Here is a 20,165-nt window from a genome sequence, read left to right on the forward strand (position 1 = left end):
CCCCGGCGTCGCGAAGCGCACCTACTGCTGAACGCCCCATCGACGCACCGTGACGCGTTCCAGCGTATCGAACACCAGATGCTCGACCAGCAGGCCGATCACGATCACGGCCGCCAGACCCGCGAACACCCGGTCCGTGTAGAGCTCGTTGCGGTTCTGGAAGATGTACCAGCCGAGCCCACCGCTGCCGGAACTCGCACCGAATACCAGTTCCGCCGCGATCAAGGTGCGCCACGCGAACGCCCAACCCACCCGCAAACCCGCCAGAATCGCCGGCAACGCGGCGGGCACGAGAATCAGCAGTACATGACGCAGGCTGGTCAGGCCGTAGTTACGGCCGGTCATTCTGAGCGTCTGCGGTACGGACTGGAAACCGGAATACGTATTGAGCGCCAGCGGCCACAGCACCGAATGCACCAGCACGAACAGCAAACTGCCGGTACCGAGCCCGAACCACAGCAAGGCGAGCGGCAACAAGGCGATGGAGGGCAACGGGTTGAACATCGCCGTCAGCATGGACAACAGATCGCGCCCCACGCGCGTCGATACGGCCAGCGACGTCAGCACGAACGCCAATGCCGCGCCGAGCAGATAACCGCGCAACAGCACCGACATCGACACGGCGGTTTTCTGCAGCAACTCGCCGGACCAGACGCCTTGCACGAACGCGCTGAGCGTCGCGCCGAACGTCGGCAACAGCAGATCGTTGTCGACCAGTCGCGCGGCGATTTCCCACCCCGCGATCAGCACCAGCGCAATGAGGGTTTTGCGCAGCCAGCTTTGCGCGAAAACACGCTTGCCCAACGGCAGCGGCGCTTCGAGTGCGAGTTCGCCGAGTGGTTCGAGGGGACGCTCATATTCTTCGCGCACCGGCGGCGGCAAGATGGCGGGTGAACTCATTGCCCCTCCTCCGGTTGCGCGAACAACAATCGATGAATCCGCGCCACGCAATGCTGAAAATCGCTGCGCCCGAAGCTGTCCTGCGAAAACTGATGGCTGTTGAGCTCCGCGCGCACCCGGCCAGGATGCGGCGACAGCAGCAGGATCCGGTTGCCGACCACCAGCGCTTCTTCGATTGAATGCGTGACGAACAGCAGGGTGAAATTCACCTCTTCCCACAGCCGCAACAGTTCCTCCTGCATCTTGCGGCGCGTGAGGGCATCGAGCGCGGCGAACGGTTCGTCCATCAACAGCACGCGCGGTTGCATCGCGAGCGCGCGCGCAATCGCCACGCGCTGCTTCATGCCGCCCGACAAGGTGTGCGGGTAGGCGTCGGCGAACGACGCGAGGCCCACTTTCTCCAGATAATGCAGCGCGCGTTCGCTGGCTTCCGCGCGCGACAGTTTCTTCGCGACACGCAGCGGAAACGCGACGTTCTGCAGCACCGTTTTCCACGGCGGCAACTGATCGAACTCCTGGAACACGACGATGCGATCCGCGCCGGGACCGCGCACGATTTGGCCGTCGAGCGAAATGCTGCCCGAGCTGGGTTCGATGAAACCCGCCACCGCCTTCAGCAACGTCGACTTGCCGCAACCGGACGGCCCGAGCAGCACGAAGCGATCGCCGCCGTAGACGTCGAAACTGACGTCGTGCGTCGCGCGCACGATGCGCTCGCGCGTGCGGTATTCGAGGTTGACGTTCTCGACCACAAGCAGCTTCGAGCTCGTCGACACGCCAGGCGATTCGCTGTCGGATGCAGCGGTGTGCCCGGCGTGCCCGGGAAACAGAAGCGTGGGGTTCGCCACCATCAGATCACTCCCGTCAAGCGTTGCGTGCGGGGCGCCGCAGCGCGCCCCGACCTGGTCGCGGTAGGCGCCATCGTCAACTCCCCGCCGCGGTGGCCGGATCGTCGAAGAAATAATCCTTCCACGACGCCGGTTGATTCCTGATCGCCCCCACCCGGTACATGAATTGCGCGAGCCCGAAGGTATTTTGCGGCGCGATCCTGAACTGCACCTGCGGATTCTTGATGATCTCCAGCAGCAGTTTGCGGTCGATCTTTGACTGATTCACACGAATGTAGATATCCGCCGCAGCGTCGGGATTCGCCGTGACGAAGCGGGCGGCGTCGGCCAGTGCATCGACGAAGGCGCGATACGTTTTCGGATTGCCGGCGCGGAATTTCTCGGTCGCGTACAGCACGGTGGCCGAACTCGGGCCACCCAGCACGTCGTACGAATTCAGCACGATGTGCGCTTTCGGATTACCGGCCAATTCCTGTTCCTGAAACGGCGGATTGCCGAAGTGCGCATTGATTTCGGTGCCGCCGGCAATGATCGCCGCCGCCGCGTCCGGATGCGGCAGCGCCTGGGTGAATTTGTCGAGGCGGTTGTAATCCTTGTCGCCCCAACGTTTGGCCGCCGCATATTGCAGCACGCGCGATTGCACCGAGACGTTCACCGCGGGCAACGCGATCCGGTCCTTCTCCGTGAAATCGGCAATCGTCTTCACGTTCGGATCGTTGCTGACGAGGTAGTACGGCAGATTGCCGAGCGACGCCACGCCCTTCACGTTCTGCTTGCCGCGCGTGCGGTCCCAGATGGTCAGCAACGGGCCGACCCCGGCACCGGCAATATCCACCGCACCGGAGAGCAGCGCGTCGTTGACGGCGGCGCCGCCCGACAGCTTCAGCCAGTCCACCTTGATATCGAGCCCCTGCTTGTGCCCTTCCTTCTCGATGAACTGCTGGTCGCGCGCGACGTTCAGCAGCAGGTAGACGATCCCGAACTGCTCGGCGATACGGATCTGCCCTTCGGCGTGCGCGGGCGCGTTCGCGCCGACAGCGGCGAACCCGATCGAGAGCGTCAACAGGGTCGCGGTAAAACGACGGACAAAAAACGGCCGTGCGGCGGTCGGGTGGAACCTGGCAAGCATTGGAACTCCGGTGAGCGAAAGGAAAACATACGCGCGACGTCCGTTCAGAACGGCACGTCGCCTTCGATCGTCGTGCGATACAGCTTGCGGCGCAGATGATCGGGCGTGCCGCCCGCGAGATGCATCAGCGAGCGGTTGTCCCAGAACACCATGTCGTGCTCGGACCACTCGTGCCGATACACATGTTCAGGCCGCACGCTATGAGCGAAAATTTCCGCGAGCAAGGCGCGGCTCTCGTCTTCCGGCAAGCCGATCACGCGGGTCGTGAAATGCTCGCTGACGAACAACGCCTTGCGCCCGGTTTCCGGATGCGTACGCACGATCGGCTGCACTACCGGCTTCACCTGCGCGATCTGCTCGGCCGACAGATTCGGCCGCCACGGGCTGCGTTGTTGCAGTTCGGCGTATTTCGCCAGATACTTGTGCTCCGCCGTGCGCCCTTGCACGGCGCTGCGCAAATGCGCCGGCAAGGTATCCCAGGCGACGTGCATGTTGGCGAACAGCGTGTCGCCGCCTTCGGCCGGCAATTCCTGCGCGTGCAGCATCGAGCCGAGACTCGGCTTTTCCTTGTACGACAGGTCGGAATGCCAGAAATGGCCGGCATCGCCGAGACCGATCGGCTGACCGTTCTCGACCACGTTCGACACCACCAGAATCTCCGGATACCCCGGCAACTGAAATTGATGCAGCACGTGAATCTGCAACGGCCCGAAGCGGCGGCTGAACGCGATCTGCTGCGCCGGCGTGATGCGTTGATCGCGAAACACCAGCACGTGGTGATCGAGATGCGCGCGGTGAATCCGCGCGAATTCGTGCTGGCTCAACGGCTCGTTGAGATCGAGTCCGAGTACTTCGGCGCCCACGGCGCCCTCGAATGCGCGAATCTCGATGCGCCCGGCGCGGCCGGGCGCGTTGTTGACGGCATCGGCGGCATCGGTGTTATCGGTGTGGCTGGCGGCGTGTTCAGAGGTAATCGTCACGGCAAACTCGTTGTCAAAGCGGATCGGCAAACGCCTTCGAAGGCGTAGTCGAACGAATTTACCGGTCCCGCCGCGCGCCGACAACGAAGCAAATCGGATACGGTTATCTGCTTAAGTGCTAAACCTGATGCTGTAACGCGATGTGGGCCACGCGCGCTCATGATGAAGGGTGTCGGAAGTCCGGCTGCGGTTCACCGACGCATCGGCGCATCGGCGCATCGACGAACGGCAACCCGGCAAAGCTCATAACGTGATGAGCGTTGCCACACCGCCGCCGTCACACGGCAAGACCTTCGCCTCGGCTCGCGCTACGCGACGGCCAGCGGTTCACGCCGTGTCGGCGCCGCAGCCGCGGCGGGTTGCGACAGATTCTTCGGATCGAAAACGCGCTCGTGCAGCCGCGTGAACGAGCGGAAATTCCACAGGCTACGCGCCACGAACACGCGCTGCACCCAGCGATACGCACGATCGTTGTCATCGTATTGCGGCGCGAAGCGGTCGCGCGAATGCAAGGTGAAGCTGTTATTGATCAACACCAGTTTGCCCGGCGTGATCTGCACGCCGAACGAGACCTGACGAATCGCCTGATACAGATTGTCGAGCGCGAGTTTGGCGCGCGCGTTCGCGGCCAGCACCATGTCGGGATAAAACGCCACCGTCACGCGCGGCGACTCCACCGGCCCCGAGAGCACCGCGCTCAGATCGGTGTTGTCGCGGGGCGTGGGCGTCGCGCCTCGCCAGCGGTACGGCACGCGAATGATGTAATGCCGCCCGTACAGATAGTCGATGTCTTCATCCGACAGCAGGCCCAGCGCGCGGCGTGCATCCGCGAGTCGCGTGTGCGGACCGCCCTGCGGCTCGCTGCGAATGCCGAGCAGCAACAGCGCGAACGGCGACGTATCGCCCTCGGGCATATGCGCCTGCGCCGCGTTCTCGATATGAAAATCCAGTTCGACTTCGGAGCCCAGACCGGTGTAGTCACGAGCGGTCTCTTTGTGCGGCGTGAGATTGTTCACCAGTTCGCGTCCTTCATGGGCGATCGAATACGGCTCCCCAGCCAACGCGCCCAGCGCGACCAGCACGTTTTCGCTCAGCACACCGCCTTTGAAACTGCGGCCGGTTTCGGCGAAATGCGGACTGCCGCTCACGTCGGCGTCGATCGGTAGATTATCGATTTCGAGCGAACCGCTGGCGCTCGCCGCCGGCAATTTGGTTCTTTCGATCGCAGCGAGTACCCGTTCGGGCAAGCCGGCATACGCCAGCCGCCGCAAGGCGCCGATATAGTCCGCGCCACCGGCGGGGTCGTATGGCAGTGTGGCGAGCGCACTGCGGATCTGACTCGATTCAGCCGGCGTCAGGACGATTCGTTCATCTGCGGAGTAAGTCATGAAAATCTCTCGGAAGGTTGTCGACGGAGAAGTGACGTTGTTTTGCGTGCATCGCACAGCAAACCGGACCCGATGCAGGGCATAGACTAGGTGGCCGACCGGACAAATCAAAACGATAAAAATGCAAATCAAAACAAAATAATTGAATATACGTGTCCGCGTTTTCACGCTATTCGCTGTAGCGTGAAAAGCGCGTAATCGAACGTCAATGCGTATTGATTGAGATAAATAAATCGACCGGAGAGTCGATAAAAAAACGTGCTTATCAAATCACTTCTTATCGTTTGTACTCGCCAACGTTCGTCGCTAGTCTGCGTCATCGATATCGATAACGGGAGCATGTATGACGCCTGTCGCCGGCAAGCGCCTTGGAAACGATTTACTCGCCGACCCGCCGCTGATCGCGGCCTTTACAGCTCCGCGTATTTTCCCAACGGTGGCCGCCGCGAGTATCGGCTTTTCGATCGTTCAACTGGATGTGACGGTCGTTAATGTTGCGATTCCCGCGCTGGGTCATTCGTTCGGCTCGACGGTGCATGGGCTGCAATGGGTCGTGGATGCGTACACGTTGTCGTTTGCGTCGTTGCTGCTGAGCTCGGGGTCGCTGGCGGACCGGCTGGGCAGCAAGCGCCTGTTCGGCTATGGGCTGGGACTGTTCCTGCTCGCGTCGCTCGGCTGTGCGCTAGCGCCCGACCTCGTGACGCTGATCGTGGCGCGCGTGCTTCAGGGCGCGGCCGCCGCGCTGATCCTGCCGACCTCGCTGTCGTTGATCACGCACGCCTGTGCCGGGCACGCGGCGAGCCGCGTCAAGGCGGTGAGCTGGTGGAGCGCGACGGGCGGCCTGATCAGCGCGGCCGGTCCGACGCTCGGCGGGCTGCTGATCGATCACTTCGGCTGGCGCTCGATCTTCCTGATCAATCTGCCGATCTGCCTCCTGACGCTGTGGCTCACCTATCGCTTCGTGCGCGAGTCGGCGCGCAGCGCCAACCGGCAGTTCGATCCGGCCGGGCAACTCGTCGCGATTCTGACGTTGGGCGTGCTGACGGCGTCGATTATCGGCAGCGGCGCGTACGGTTGGCGTAATCCGTGGATCGTGAGTGGACTCGTTTTGTCGGCGTTGCTAGGCACCGCATTCGTCGCGATCGAACGCCGCCATGCGGCGCCGATGCTACCGCTCGGGTTCTTTCGACGCCCCGGTTTTTCCGGCGCGGTTGCGGTCGGCGCATTGTCGAATCTGGCCTTCTATGGGCTGATCTTTTCGTTGAGCCTGTATTTCCAGCGCAGCCGCGGCTACTCCGCGACCCAGGCCGGCATGGCGCTTTTCCCGCTGACCATCATCATGCTGGCCAATATCGCCAGTGCGCGGCTGTCGGTGCGCTTCGGGTTCCGCAATACGATCGTGACAGGACTGGTTGCGTCCGCATCGGGTTACCTCTCGTTAGGCTTGCTGCTCGGCCAGGCCAGTTATATCGCGCTGGTGCCGGGTCTGGCGCTAATGGCGATTGGCGGCGGCATCGCGATTCCCGCTCTGACCGCGTTCCTGCTCGGGCATGTCGAGGCTGCGCAGTCCGGCATTGCGTCGGCGATTCTGAATACCGGGCGGCAGGTCGGCGCCGCCATTGGCGTCGCGTTGCTCGGCGCGCTCGTCAGCGGCAATGCGCAGGCGATTGGCGACGGCGCATCGCAGGCCTTTCTCTGGTCCAGCGCGCTGCTGGTGGTGTGCATCCTCCTGACGCTTCGGCAGAAATGAACGCACCGATCCAACTTTCTCAAGTGACGCCCGCACAATCCGGCGACGACGCGGTTCCGACAGCCCATGCGTTGCTGCTGGTCGGCACGCTGCGAACCGGCACCAGCCTCGCCTTCGTCGACGCCGCATTGGCGCGAGGTCTCGACGTGACGCTGATCGCCGCGCCCGACGACGTGCCCGTCGGGCTGTTCCCGCCGCAGGTCCGGATCGTGCCGTTAGCGCCGGAATACGAGCCGGTGCGGGCATGGATCGATGCCAACTACCCGCAGGCCCGGCCGCGCATCGTCACGACCAATGAACGGTACGCACGTCTGGCGAGCCGCTTGAGCGAGTCGCTGGGGCTGCCCGGTCCGGATGCCGGCAAGGTCGCGCACTACATCGCCAAGTCGAATCAGAAGCGGCTCTTTGAATCGGCGGGGATTCGCACGCCGTTGTCGCAAACATGGCGGTTGAGCGAACTGCAACAGCGCGTGCGCGACGGCACGTTGCCGTTTCCGCTGGTGGCGAAGCCGGTCGAAGGCTTGTCCAGTTTCGGCGTCGCGCTGTGCGCCGATGCAAGGGCGCTGCACGATCACGTCGATTCGTTTGCGCGCGAGCCGGGCGACGACCCGGCGATTCTGGTCGAGCAGTTCGTGACGGGCCCGGAATATTGCGTGGAGTTTTTCGACGGCGTGTACGTCGGCGCCATGTTGAAGCGCAAGGCGAAAGGCACGCGCTTTATCGAACGCGGCTATTCGTCGGATCTCGAACTCGACGATGCGGCGCTCGCCGCCCTGATCGAGGCGAGCCGGCGCGCCGTGGCGGCTTCCGGGCTGACATGGGGGCCCGTCCATCTCGATTGCATCGTGCATGAGGGTGAGCCCTACATCGTCGAGTTGAACGCGCGGATCGCGGGCAGCTTCATCTGCACGATCGTCAAGGACGCGTATGGCTTCGACATTATCGGCGCCCTGCTCGACAAGCTGGACCGTCGTGACGTCCAGCTGCCCGAACTATTCCGCCCACGGCACCACGCCCACGTCGAATTCCTGCTCGACGGCGATCCGCCGCAATGGGACTTTTCCCGCCAAGGCCGCCTGCACGACGAGAACCTGACCGTGACCTATGGGCCGCAGGTGATTCCCATCCGCGAGCGCCGCGGCTTTGTCTACACCCACCACCACACTCCAGCGAGGCAACCATGACGTACGGTTTCATCGATACCGTGTTGATCGTCGACGGCGCATCGACCGCCGCTTACCTTGCACCGGCATTGCGTGCCTACGGCATTCGCTGCGTGCATGTGATCAGCAGCCCCGATCTGCCCGAGCTCTATCGCAACCAGTTCGTGCCGACGGACTACATCCGCGAAATCCACCACGATGGCGACGTCGAGCGCACGGTCGAGCAACTGCGCGACCTGAAAATCGGCGCCGTGCTGCACGGACTCGATGCCGCGCTCGAACTGGCCGATACGCTCGCCGAGCGGCTGGGCGTCGACCACCGCAACCCGCTCGCCTCCTCGGCGGCTCGCCGCGACAAGGTCCTGATGAATGAACAGGTGACGCGTGCGGGACTGCGCGCGCCCGCCCAATTCAGCTCGCGCTCCGCCGATGACGTGGTCGCCTGGGTCCGGGCGCTCGGCCAATTGCCGGTGGTGATCAAACCGTCGCGCAGCGCCGGCGTGACCGGCGTGAAAATCTGCCGCAGCCTCGGTCAGGTCGAAGCCGCCGCGCGCGACGTACTGGCGACGCAATCGATCTACGGTCAGCCCAATGAAGACGTGATCGCGCAAACCTATTCCGAAGGCCAGGAGTACATCGTCGACTCGGTGTCGTTCGGCGGCCGTCACAAGGTGGTCAGCTTGTGGGAAGTGCATCGCGACCGCTCGCATGCGCCGCGGCTCGACAAGATGCTGGTGGTGGATCACACCGAGGCGCGCTTCGGTGCGCTGCTCGACTACGCGACCCAGGTGCTCGACGCGCTGGAAGTGCGCTACGGACCGACGCATCTGGAGATCATCGACACCGCCGAGGGCCCCACGCTCGTCGAATTGAACGCGCGGCTGCATGGCAGCCTCGATCCGCGCCTGACCACGGCGGTGAGCGGTGAAAATCATGTGTCCGCCACGGTGGCGACCTTGCTGAATCCCGAGCGTTTCGCCGATTCGCTGAACCAGCCGGTAGTGTTCAACGGTTTTTGCGGTCACGTCCTGCTCCTTTCCTCGCGCGTGGGACGCCTGAACAAGCCGTTCGCGTGGCCAGCCATCGAAGCCTTGCCGTCGTTCGTCGGTCTGAAACAGTGGGTCAAACCGGGCGATGCGCTCAGCGTCACCACCGATCTGAAAACGGCGCTCGGCACCGTCGGCCTCTACAACACGACGTTCGAAGCCTTGCTCGCGGATTGCCATCGTATCCGGGAAATCGAAGAGCGTTTCTTTCAGGAACCGGAAGCGGTGATCCAGCCATGAAAAACCACCCTCAGGGACGTGAGTCCGGCGCTAACCACAGCGATGAAACGAAGCCACGGGCAGCGCGCCGCGCCTTCGTGCTCGGCAGCCTCGGCGGACTCGGCGCGGGGGCGCTCGCCTTGAGTCCGCTGCAACGCGCCATGGCAGCAGGCGCCGACCTGTCCGGCATCACCCTGACGATCGGCTCGACCAGCAAGGTCGGCTTGCATCGCGAACTGGTCGCCTCGGGCGAGGACCGTGGCGCGCCCTACCAGATCAAATGGGCCGACTTCGATTCGACGCTGGTTCTGCTGGAAGCGCTGCGCAGCGGTCGCGTGGATATTGCCCAGGGCGGCGAGACGGGCGTGCTGTTCGCACTCGGCAACGGCTCGCGCATCAGCGTGCTGGCCGCCTGGCAGGAAACCCGTTCGGGCGGCAGCGCGATTCTCGTCAGGAAGGATTCGCCGGTGCGCACGGTAGCCGATCTGCGCAACCGCAAGATTGCCCTGCCGTTCTACTCGAAACAGCACTACCAGTTGGCCCGCGCGCTCGAACAGGCCGGCATTCCGTTCGACCGCAACAACGTGCTGTCGCTGAACACCACCGACGGCCTCTCCGCGCTGGTGAACCGTCAGGTGGATGCGTTCGTGGTGTGGGACCCGAATACGGCCATCGCGCAGACGCAATACGATGCGCGCATTCTGGTGCCGCTGAAAAACGTGATCGAAGTGCCCGGGCTCGTGTACGCACCGACCTCGGCGCTCGACGATCCATTGCGCCGGTTGGCGCTGGAAGACGCGACGCGCCGGATCATCCGAGCGAAACACCGCGTGTTGCAGGACCCGGCCAGATGGGCGAGCGACATTGCCGAACTCTCGCATATTCCGCTCGCGGCCGCGCAACTGCAGGTCAGCCGTACTTATGCACGCTACGAACCGGCGGGCTCGCCGCAAAACATCGAAAGCTGGCAAAAGGAGATTGCATACTTTTACCAGACGGGTCAGATTCGCCAGCAATACCAGATCGCCGATCACATCGCGCCGGGTTTCGGCGCGATCGTCGCGGATGAAAACGCGCGGCTCGGCAAGCAGGCGTGACGATGCGCGACACGACTCTGCCCGGCCGCGCGAATGGCCCCGCGCCCAACCTCCAGCGCATCGTTCCCGTTGCACCGCGCCGTGGCATCGCGATGCCGCACGGGCTGCAAAAACTGGCCGGCCTGCTGTTTCTGATCGTGCTGTGGGTGATAGCGACCTCACGCGGCTGGATCGCGTTCGAACTGCTGCCCGCGCCGTGGGACATCTGGCACGCACTCGTCGAACTGATCGTGAAGGGCGAACTGGGGACTGCGATGGCGTTGTCGTTGCGGCGGGTCGCGATCGGCTTTGCGATCGGTTTCAGCACCGGTGTGCTACTCGCCGTGCCGTCCGGCTTGCTACGCGCAGGCGAGGCGTTGATCGACGCGCCCGTGCAGATGATCCGCACCATGCCATGGGCGGGGCTCGTGCCGCTGCTGCTGATCTGGTTCGGTATCGACGAAGAGCCGAAGATCGCGCTGGTCGCGCTCGCGGTGGTGTTTCCGGTCTACTTCAATCTGTTCGCCGGGATTCGCAACGTGGATCAGGGCCTGGTCGAGGCCGCGCAGACGCTCGGCTTCAGCCGCGCCGAGCTGATTCTTCATGTGGTGCTGCCCGGTGCGCTGCCCACGGCGCTGGTAGGTCTGCGCTATGCGCTCGGTTCGGCGTGGCTCGCGCTGGTGTTCGCCGAGCAGGTGAACAGCCAGGGCGGGCTGGGCTACCTGGTCACGTTTGCCCGCGAAGTCTATCGCACCGACATTATCGTCGTGTGCCTCATCATCTATGCGCTTCTTGGCCTCGCTGCGGATCTGGGCGTGCGCGCATTCGAAAAGGGATTACTGTCATGGCGTCCGGCATTTCGCGCTCGTTGAGCCACCCCGTCGTCGCGGCGGAAACACTCGCCGTACGGGTCCGCGACCTCACCAAACGATTCGGCGAGCGCCGCGTGATCGACGGTTTGTCGCTGGAGATTCGCCGCGGCGAATTCGTCGCGTTGGCGGGACCGAGCGGGTGCGGCAAGAGCACGCTGTTGCGCGTGCTGGCCGGGCTCGATCGCGAGATCGACGGCGACGTGCGGGTGTCGGCGAAACGCGGCGTCGCGTTTCAGGCGCCGCGGCTGCTGCCGTGGCGGCGCGTATGGAAGAACATCGTGCTGGGTTTGCCCGGCGATCGCAGCCGCGCGCGAGCCGACGCCGCTCTCGCCGAGGTCGGTCTCGCGCATCGCGGCGACGCGTGGCCGAAGGATCTGTCCGGCGGCGAAGCACAGCGCGCGGCGCTGGCGCGCGTGCTCGCCCGCAACCCCGATCTGCTGCTGCTCGACGAACCGTTCGCGGCACTCGACGCGCTCACGCGGCTCACCGTGCAAACACTGGTCTCGCAGCTATGGGAGCGCCACCGTCAGGCGATTCTGCTCATCACGCACGATATCGGCGAGGCGCTGCTGCTGGCCGATCGTGTGCTGGTGATGAAGGAAGGCCGGATCGCGTTCGAGCTGATCGTGGATTCGCCGAGGCCGCGCGATATCGACAGCGAGTATTTCGCGCAAGCGAAGCATGTGTTGCTGGCGCAACTGGGTATCGCGCAGCTTGGCAATACGGATGCCGATGCGGGTGTCGATGCGGATGCCGCTGAAGAGCCGCCCGTTCGCGCGGCGGCCTGACCAGATGCGCGCGCTCCTCGCCCTCATTGGTTCGCTGTCCCGTCAGGGCCCGAGCGTACTGGCCGGCGGCGTGGCGGTCGGTTTGCTGGTGCCGTCGCTGGCCCAGGCGGCTCGTCCGCTGATGCCCTTGACGGTGTTCATCTTCGTGCTCGGTACGCTGCTGCGCGTCGACCCCGCCACGGTCGTCAAGGTGGCACGACGGCCCGCGGTTTCTGTGGTGCTGCCGCTACTGGCGATGATCGTGGTGCCGCTGCTGGTTGGTTACGCGGGTTTTGCGCTGGCGCTGCCGGCCGCCTGGACGCTTGCGCTGGTGCTGGCCTACAGCGCCCCGCCTTCGAGCGGCACCTCGGCGGTGGCGCGCATGCTCGGGCTGGACGCACCCGTCGCGCTGGTGGCGACGCTCGCGGCAATGGTGCTCGCCCCGCTCACCGCGCCGTTGCTCGCCGGCTGGTTCAGCCACGTCACGCACGGCGCGCCGGCCGGGATCGGCGCAATCGGCGCGGGCGGCCTCGCCCTGCGGCTTGCGTTGCTGATCGGCAGCGCGGAAGGCGTCGCGATTGTCGTGCGTAAAGTGGCGGGTCAACGCCTCGCGCGACATGCGAACGCGATCGATGTCACCGTCGTGATCGCGCTGCTGATCTTTGCACTCGGCACGATGGCCGGCATGCAGCGGCTTTTACTCGACGAACCTCGCGCCGCGTTGCTGGCCATTTCGCTCGCCTTCGCGGCGAATCTCGCGGTGCAGACGCTGGCCTTTCTGAGCTGGCCCGGCAGCGTGCGCGAACGTTTCAACACCGCGCTGCTGATGGGCAATCGCAACGTCGGGCTGCTGTGGGCCGCGCTCGGTCTCGCCGCCACGCCGTCGATGATCCTGTTCTTTTCCTGCGCGCAGTTGCCGATTTACACGCTGCCGCGCCTCATCGAATACCTGCTGCCGCGCGTGGAGGCGCTGTGCGGTAACTGGCGTGGGCGACGTGCCAGCGAGCGGACCTAACATTCGGCACGGGAATAGTCAGCGCGGGAAATCTTCTTCGATTGCGCTCACGCGAGCCTGGGCACTGGCCACCGGAATCGCGATCGAGCGGGGCAGCCGCTACGCCATTCAGCGCGTCAATTAAAAAGCAGAATTCGTTGTTTGGCGTAACGAACGCTGCATGCTCTACTGCTTGCAACCCAACCCCGTTGCGGCGCCGCGGCGGTTTTCAGCCGGCCAAGGAAACACACTGTGCCCCAGTCCCTCCTCAAGGATCCACGCCACGTCGCGGCACCCGACGCCGACGGCGACGACGCGCGCGACGCCTCTGCGTTCGTTCCCGTGCATGCGCCCACCGAGTTCAACGACAGCCCGGTGTCCCGCGCTTTCGAACAGCCCTTGTTGCTAGGCCTGTTCCTGCCGATTCAGGCGGGCGGCTGGAGTGCGTCCACGCTGCCCCGCACGACCGACTGGGGTTTCGACTACAACCTCGAACTGGTGCAGCGGGCGGAAGCATTCGGCTTCGATCTGGTGTTCGCGCTGTCGCAATGGCTACCCAAAGGCGGCTACGGCGGCGTGTTCAACGGCGACGCGCTGGACTCTTTCATGTCGCTGGCGGCCATGACCGCGCGCACCGAACGCATCATTCTCGTCGCCACGAGTCATGTGCTGTACGGACCGTGGCATCCGTTGCATTTCGCCAAATTCACCGCGACGCTCGATCACATTTCGAAGGGCCGTTGGGGCATCAATGTGGTGACCGGGCATCGTGCGATCGAACACGAGATGTTCGGCTGGCATCGGATCGAACATGACCGCCGCTATGAACTGGCCGGCGAGTTTCTCGACGCCGTGCAGCAGTTGTGGGCGCAAACGGAGAATTTCTCGTTCGCGCCGGCACTGTCGAGCTGGAAACTGGACAAGGCTTTCGTCTCGCCCAAGCCGCGCTACGGCCGGCCGCTGCTCGTCAATGCAACAGGTTCCGACGCCGGTATCGCCTTCGCCGCGCGCCATTCGGACGTGGTCTTCATTACGAGTCCGGCGGGCCCGGAAATCGAAGCCGCGCTCGCGGCGCTGCCCGCGCATACCGCGCGTGTGAAAGCCGCCGCGGCGGCGCACGGACGGAAGATCCGCACCCTGCTCAACCCGATGGTGATCTGTCGCGAGACCGAGACCGAAGCGCGCGCGTATCACGACGCTATCGTCGCGCACGGCGACGAAGGCAGCTTCCATCGTTTCGACAGCGACGCGCATGCGTGGCGCGGCGGCGCCGGGCAACGCAGTGCGGCGGCCGCGCGCGCGGTGGGCGGCAACGTGGCCATGACCGGTTCGCCACGGCAGATCGCCGACTACATCGTGCGTTTGCATCGGGCCGGCGTCGATGGCGTTCAACTGAGTTTCTTCGACTTCAAACCCGACCTCGAATTTTTCGGCGAACGGGTCTTGCCGCTATTGCGCGAGGCCGGCTTGCGGTATTGAGCGGCCATCCATTTTTTGGCCGGCTGGCGCGCCGCGGCGCAACGGAGCCGGACTCCAACGACCTTGAACGGCGGTAACCATGGGTTTCGATCGACGCGATTTTCTGCACACGTCGCTGGCGTTTCTGTCCGCCGGCGCAACAGCGGCATGGCCGGCTTTCGCGCAAGCGGCCACCGCTTCTCCCGCTCAGGCCGTGACGCCGGTGAACGGCGGCACGCTGACCTACGCGGTGCCACAGGACCCGCCTTCGCTGGTGTCGCTGCTCGATACCAACACGGTAATCCGCAACATCAGCGCCAAGATCACCGAGGGGCTGCTACGCTACGACGCGCAGTTTCGCCCGCAACCGTTGCTCGCCATCGAATGGAGCATCAGCGCGGATAACCTGCGCTATACGTTCAAGCTACGGCCCAACGTCAAATGGCACGACGGCGAGAGCTTCACCTCCGCCGACGTGCGCTATTCGATCCTCACGCAAAAGCGGCTCGGTCCGCGTGGGCGGATCACGCTCGCCAACGTCGAACGGGTCGACACGCCCGATCCGCTGACGGCCGTGATCGTGCTGGCCAAGCCGACACCGTATCTGATCAAGGCGCTGTCGTCGGCGGAATTGCCGATCGTGCCGCAGCACCGTTACGGCGACGGCGATCCGCTCGCGAGTCCGAACCTGAGCGCGCCGATCGGCACCGGTCCGTTCATCTTCGACAAATGGGTGCGCGGCAGCTACCTGGTGCTGCGCAAGAATCCGAACTACTGGCGTCCCGGCGCGCCGCATCTCGACCGCGTGGTCTATCGGGTCGTGCCGGATCAGGCCGCGATTTCGGTCGCACTCGAAACCGGCGAAGTGGATGCGGCGAGTGGCGTGAGTCTCGCCGATCTGGGCCGGCTCGCGACGCTACCGCAACTGAAAATCGACGACACCTACGATGCGTATCTGAACAACGCGGCCTTCCTCGAATTCAACGTCGAGAACCCGATACTGGGCAAGCCGGAAGTGCGTCACGCGATCGCCCGCGCGATCGATCGCAACTTTCTCAAAGACAACGTGTTCTACAAGCGCTCAAGCGTGGTGGACTCGCCGGTGCCGTCGGTGTTGTCGAGCTACTACGACGACAGCACGTTTCACTACCCTTACGACCTCGCCGAAGCGAACCGGCAACTCGACGCCGCAGGCTATCCGAAACAGGCCGACGGCCAGCGCTTCGCGCTCAGGCTGAACTACATCACCGGGGGCGACTTCCGGCGCGCGGCTGACTATCTGCGCGGCGCGCTGTCGCGGGTCGGCATCAAGGCAACGATTCTGGACGGCGACCTGCCGACCTATTTGCGGCGCGCCTATACGGCCCGCGAATTCGATCTGAACCTGAACGGCCTGGGCCGTCTGTACGACCCGACGGTGGGCGTGCAGCGGATCTACTGGTCGGACGGCGTCAAGCATCCGCTGATCTGGATCAACGCGTCGCACTACCAGAACCCGCAAGTCGACGACCTGTTTCGCGAGGCCGCCGTGGAGACGGACGAAACCCGCCGCTCGGGCGCGTTCCGCCAGATCCAGCAGATTGTGGGTCGCGACCTGCCGGTGCTGCCGCTCGTGACCGTGCCTGCGGTGCAGGTGTTTCATGCGCGGGTGCACAACCTGAACAACAGCATCGATCTGGCGGCGGGCGACTTCTCCGAAACGTGGATCGAACCGAAAACCTGACACGCCAGGCGCGTTGCCGCTCGTGCCGCGAACGGGTCTCTAAGCCGCTTGCGCCGTGAAGCGCTTGCCCGGAATCGCGTCGAGCAGCGTGCGCGTGTACTCGTGCAGCGGCGCGCGCCAGATCTCGCGATGATGACCGCTCTCGACGATTCGGCCCGCCTGCATCACATGCACGCGGTCCGCAATATACCGGACCACCGCAAGATCGTGCGAGATGAACAGATACGCGAGCCCGAGGTCTTGCTTCAACTCGACCAGCAGATTCAATATTTGCGCCTGAATCGACACATCGAGCGCCGACACGGGCTCGTCGCAGATGAGCAGATCCGGCTGCACCACCAGCGCCCGCGCAATCCCGATGCGTTGCCGCTGGCCACCCGAAAACTCGTGCGGATAACGGCCGAGCGCAGAGCCGGGCAGCCCGACGCGATCGAGTATCGCGGCAATGCGCGTGCGGCGTTGCGTGGCGTCGCTCACGCCGTCGACCACCAGCACGGTATTCAGAATCTCCGCCACGGTGCGGCGCGGATTGAGCGACGCGTACGGGTCCTGGAACACCATCTGGACATGCCGGCGCAGCGGCCGCAAATCGCGCTCGCGCAGCGGCACGAGATCGGTGCCACGCAAGCGGATCTCGCCGCCGGCGGTCGGCACCAGCCGCAGGATCGCTTTCGACAAGCTGGACTTGCCGCAGCCGGATTCGCCGACCAGACCCACCGTCTCGCCGCGTGCAATCTGCAGGGACACGCCATCCACCGCGCGCAGCGTGGTTTTGCCATGGCGATGCGCGTAGTCGATCCGCACGTCGTGCAGCGCGAGCAGCGGTGTGTCGTGCAGCGCGGCAGCCGTTGCGCGCGCATCGGTTTGCGCGACGTACTGGCCGGTGCGGGCCGAACGCGGCACGACCGCGAAGCTCGGGCGGCCATCATCGCCGATACCATGCCGGATTTCCGGCAGTTTCCAGCCGCGATAATGCAAATCGTCGGCGAGATTCAGCGAGGCGCCCAGCAGGCCGCGCGTATAGGCATGCTGCGGTTGCGTGAACAGTTGCGCGACCGGCGCTTCCTCGATTTTCTCTCCGGCGAGCATCACCGCAACCCGATCAGCGTGCTTCGCGACGATGCCGAGGTCGTGCGTGATCAGTAGCAAGGACATCGACAACTCGCGCCGCAGGCCGTCGAGCAGGTCGAGAATGCGCGCCTGAATCGTCACGTCGAGCGCGGTGGTCGGCTCGTCGGCGATCAACAGGCGCGGCCGGCATGCCACGGCCATCGCGATCATCACGCGCTGACGTTGGCCGCCGGAGAGTTCATGCGGAAAGTCGAACACGCGCCGCTGCGGCTCGGGAATCCGCACCAGCTCGAGCAATTCGATCGCGCGCTTCCAGGCGGCCGCTTTGGACAGCTGTTCGTGCTGGCGCAGCGTCTCGACAATCTGCGTGCCGATCGACAACACCGGATTGAGCGACGTCATCGGTTCCTGAAAGATCATCGAAATCTGCTGGCCGCGCACCGCGCGCATTTCGCGCGCCGGCAAGTCGAGCAAGTCGCGGCCGTCGAAACGCAGGCTGCCGCTGACACGCCCGGGCGTGGGCACGAGCCGCATCAGGGACAGCGCGGTGGCGGATTTGCCGCAACCCGATTCGCCGACCAGTGCGAGCGTTTCGCCTTGCGCGATATCGAAGCTCAGGCCGCGCACCGCTTCGTGCGCGCCGAAGCTCACGCGCAGATCGCGTACTTCAAGCAGATTGGCTGCTGGGTTCATGGGTGCATCCTTTGGGACTTCGTGGTCACGCGCGTTCGCGCAGGCGCGGATTGAGGGCGTCGTTGAGGCCGTCGCCGAGCAGGTTCAGCGCCAGCACCGCCAGGACGATCGCACCGCCCGGCACGGCGGTCAGATACCACGCCGTGCGCAGCGAATCGCGCCCGGCGCCGATCATGCCGCCCCAACTCACCACGTTCGGGTCGCCCATGCCGAGAAACGACAAGGCGGACTCGATCAGAATGGCGCTGGCCACCATCACCGAGGCGGTGACGATCACCGGCGGCAACGCGTTCGGCAAGATTTCGCCGAAGATGATGCGGGCGTTGCTGAAGCCCTGGCTGCGCGCGGCGAGCACGAAATCGGCCTGGCGCAGCGTGCGGAATTCGGCGCGCACGATTCGCGCGACCGTCGGCCATGACGCGATGCCAATGGCGAGCGCGATCACCGTGACACTGGGCCGGCCGATTGCGACGATCACGATCACCAGCAGAAACGACGGCACGGTCTGAAAGAGTTCGGTCACGCGCACCAGCAGATCGTCGACGATGCCGCCGAAAAAGCCACCCGTCGCGCCGACCAGCGTGCCGATCACGAGGCCGATGGCCGCTGCCGTCGCGCCGATCAGCAACGACACCCGGGTGCCGTGCGCAATGCCCGCCGCGACGTCGCGGCCGAGCGAATCGGTGCCGAGCCGATACTGCGGATCGGTGCCCGGCCATTCGAACGGCGCGCCGACCATATCGAGCGGATCGCCGGGAAACAGATGTCCCGCGCCGAGTGCGAGCACGAGGAACGCGGCGAGTAAGAGCAGGCCTGCCAGCGCGGACGGATTGCGCAGCAGAGCGCGTGAGACGCCTCGGTCGGGGGCGCTTGAGCCTACCGCCGTGCGAGGCGGCGCCGGCGCAGCTCCGCGCCGGCCGAACAGTGCGCCGGCCAGTTGACGACGCCACGGCGAAACGTACGGTTCGACCGGTTCGGCCGCAACGGCTTTTACATTCGAGGAAACATTCGAGGAATCGGATGCCATGTCATCTCCCTGAACTTGAACTTTCAGCCTCGCGCTTTGGACGCTGAAGAAAAAAGGCGCTTCGAGCGACGTGCGTTCACGCCACGCGCGGATCGAGCCACGCCTGCAATAGATCGACCAGCACGTTCGCGACGATCACCAGTAGCGACGACAGCAGCAGCACGCCGAGCAGCACGCTGAAGTCGCGCGCCATGACCGCGTCGAGCGCGAGGCGCCCGAGACCCGGCCAGCTGAATACCGTCTCGGTGACCGCCGCGCCGCCCAGCAGCGTGCCGAAATGAATGCCGACCAGCGTGGTGAGCGGCATCAACGCGTTGCGCAGTACGTGACGCAGGGTGACGCGCCAGGGATGAAGCCCCTTCGCATGAGCGGTCCGCACGAAATCCTGGCGCTGTACTTCAAGCATCGCGGCGCGCGTGAGCCGCGCGTAGATCGCGATGAAGAACGTGGATAGCGTCGCGGCGGGCAGCAGCACATGCTTTGCCGCATCGATGAAATACGCGAAACCATGCAGCGGTACGCCCAATGTCAGGTTGCCGCCGCTCGGCAGCCAGCCGAGATGCACCGAAAACAGCACGATCGCGAGCAGCCCGATCCAGAATCCCGGCGTCGAGTAAAACAGCAACGCCAGCACCGACAGCACGCGGTCGGGCCATTTGCCGGCCCAATGCGCCATCACCGCGCCGAGCGCCACGCCAACCACGATCGCGAATGAAAGCGCCACGCCCATCAGCAGCAGCGTGTTCGGCAAGCGCGACAGGATCAGTTCCATCACCGGCATGTCGTAACGCGGCGAATAACCGAGGCTGAAATGCGACAGATGCGCGAGGTACGACCACAACTGATGCAGGACCGGCTGATCCAGACCGAACTTCGCCCGCAACACCTGCATGGTTTCCACGGTCGCCGAACCGGACTCGCCCGCCAATACGTCGGCGGCATCGCCCGGCATTAGCTTCAGCAGAAAGAAGTTAAGCACGACGATGCCGATCACGGTCGGCAACGCCTGCCACGCGGTGCGTTTTACTATCGCGCCGAAACGCGCACGTCGACTCATTGCC

17 protein-coding genes are annotated in these 20,165 nt (G+C 64.6%); 9 read left to right on the forward strand and 8 right to left on the reverse strand.

The features are described from left to right. Nucleotides 1-21: 21 nt before the first annotated feature. The 5 genes from BX591_RS29915 to BX591_RS29935 form a co-directional block, all read right to left on the reverse strand. A complete protein-coding gene (locus BX591_RS29915) occupies nucleotides 22-900 on the reverse strand; it encodes an ABC transporter permease (protein WP_111934926.1) in 879 nt (292 codons plus the stop codon). Continuing rightward, on the reverse strand, nucleotides 897-1,751 hold the full coding sequence (locus tag BX591_RS29920) for an ABC transporter ATP-binding protein (RefSeq protein ID WP_111934927.1): 855 nt from the start codon (nucleotides 1,749-1,751) through the stop codon (nucleotides 897-899). Before BX591_RS29920 ends, BX591_RS29915 begins: the two co-directional genes overlap by 4 nt. Before the next feature lie 73 nt (nucleotides 1,752-1,824). After that, nucleotides 1,825-2,877: an ABC transporter substrate-binding protein gene (locus tag BX591_RS29925; protein ID WP_111934928.1), complete on the reverse strand. Its 1,053-nt coding sequence runs from the start codon at nucleotides 2,875-2,877 to the stop codon at nucleotides 1,825-1,827. Between the two features lie 44 nt (nucleotides 2,878-2,921). Next, on the reverse strand, nucleotides 2,922-3,767 hold the full coding sequence (locus tag BX591_RS29930; RefSeq protein WP_111934986.1) for a TauD/TfdA dioxygenase family protein: 846 nt from the start codon (nucleotides 3,765-3,767) through the stop codon (nucleotides 2,922-2,924). A 398-nt stretch (nucleotides 3,768-4,165) separates the two neighbouring features. After that, nucleotides 4,166-5,245, reverse strand: coding sequence for a TauD/TfdA family dioxygenase (locus tag BX591_RS29935; protein ID WP_111934929.1), 1,080 nt, complete (start codon nucleotides 5,243-5,245; stop codon nucleotides 4,166-4,168). A gap of 343 nt (nucleotides 5,246-5,588) precedes the next feature. On the opposite strand from BX591_RS29935, the gene BX591_RS29940 reads away from it, so the two are divergent. From BX591_RS29940 to BX591_RS29980, 9 genes are all read left to right on the forward strand, one after another. Further along, nucleotides 5,589-6,995, forward strand: a complete 1,407-nt coding sequence (locus tag BX591_RS29940; protein WP_111934930.1) for an MFS transporter — start codon at nucleotides 5,589-5,591, stop codon at nucleotides 6,993-6,995. After that, a complete protein-coding gene (locus BX591_RS29945; protein ID WP_111934931.1) occupies nucleotides 6,992-8,179 on the forward strand; it encodes an ATP-grasp domain-containing protein in 1,188 nt (395 codons plus the stop codon). Before BX591_RS29940 ends, BX591_RS29945 begins: the two co-directional genes overlap by 4 nt. Beyond that, nucleotides 8,176-9,444, forward strand: coding sequence for an ATP-grasp domain-containing protein (locus tag BX591_RS29950; protein ID WP_111934932.1), 1,269 nt, complete (start codon nucleotides 8,176-8,178; stop codon nucleotides 9,442-9,444). The genes BX591_RS29945 and BX591_RS29950 overlap by 4 nt, the downstream gene beginning before the upstream one ends. Further along, on the forward strand, nucleotides 9,441-10,520 hold the full coding sequence (locus BX591_RS29955; RefSeq protein WP_111934933.1) for an ABC transporter substrate-binding protein: 1,080 nt from the start codon (nucleotides 9,441-9,443) through the stop codon (nucleotides 10,518-10,520). The genes BX591_RS29950 and BX591_RS29955 overlap by 4 nt, the downstream gene beginning before the upstream one ends. A 2-nt stretch (nucleotides 10,521-10,522) precedes the next feature. Beyond that, entirely contained in the window at nucleotides 10,523-11,371 is an 849-nt protein-coding gene (locus BX591_RS29960) for an ABC transporter permease subunit (RefSeq protein ID WP_111934934.1), read from the forward strand. After that, nucleotides 11,344-12,159, forward strand: a complete 816-nt coding sequence (locus BX591_RS29965; protein ID WP_111934935.1) for an ABC transporter ATP-binding protein — start codon at nucleotides 11,344-11,346, stop codon at nucleotides 12,157-12,159. Before BX591_RS29960 ends, BX591_RS29965 begins: the two co-directional genes overlap by 28 nt. Nucleotides 12,160-12,163: 4 nt before the next feature. Beyond that, nucleotides 12,164-13,153, forward strand: coding sequence for a hypothetical protein (locus tag BX591_RS29970; protein ID WP_111934936.1), 990 nt, complete (start codon nucleotides 12,164-12,166; stop codon nucleotides 13,151-13,153). Between the two features lie 231 nt (nucleotides 13,154-13,384). Beyond that, nucleotides 13,385-14,611 (forward strand): LLM class flavin-dependent oxidoreductase, encoded by a 1,227-nt coding sequence (locus tag BX591_RS29975; protein WP_111934937.1) that lies wholly within the window; start codon nucleotides 13,385-13,387, stop codon nucleotides 14,609-14,611. Nucleotides 14,612-14,690: 79 nt separating this feature from the next. Beyond that, the gene (locus BX591_RS29980) at nucleotides 14,691-16,313 is read left to right on the forward strand and encodes an ABC transporter substrate-binding protein (RefSeq protein ID WP_111934938.1); all 1,623 of its coding nucleotides are present in this window, start codon (nucleotides 14,691-14,693) and stop codon (nucleotides 16,311-16,313) included. A gap of 39 nt (nucleotides 16,314-16,352) precedes the next feature. Here the strand turns inward: BX591_RS29980 and BX591_RS29985 are convergent, their stop codons facing one another. The 3 genes from BX591_RS29985 to BX591_RS29995 form a co-directional block, all read right to left on the reverse strand. Continuing rightward, the gene (locus BX591_RS29985) at nucleotides 16,353-18,077 is read right to left on the reverse strand and encodes an ABC transporter ATP-binding protein (RefSeq protein ID WP_111934939.1); all 1,725 of its coding nucleotides are present in this window, start codon (nucleotides 18,075-18,077) and stop codon (nucleotides 16,353-16,355) included. 25 nt (nucleotides 18,078-18,102) lie between these two features. Further along, nucleotides 18,103-19,104 carry an ABC transporter permease gene (locus BX591_RS29990; RefSeq protein ID WP_111934940.1) on the reverse strand — a complete coding sequence of 334 codons (1,002 nt, stop codon included), beginning with the start codon at nucleotides 19,102-19,104 and terminating at the stop codon, nucleotides 18,103-18,105. A 76-nt stretch (nucleotides 19,105-19,180) separates the two neighbouring features. Further along, nucleotides 19,181-20,161 carry an ABC transporter permease gene (locus BX591_RS29995; protein WP_111934941.1) on the reverse strand — a complete coding sequence of 327 codons (981 nt, stop codon included), beginning with the start codon at nucleotides 20,159-20,161 and terminating at the stop codon, nucleotides 19,181-19,183. Nucleotides 20,162-20,165: the final 4 nt, after the last annotated feature.

It is taken from the genome of Paraburkholderia bryophila, assembly GCF_003269035.1.
In the GTDB taxonomy this organism is placed as follows: Bacteria; Pseudomonadota; Gammaproteobacteria; order Burkholderiales; family Burkholderiaceae; genus Paraburkholderia; species Paraburkholderia bryophila.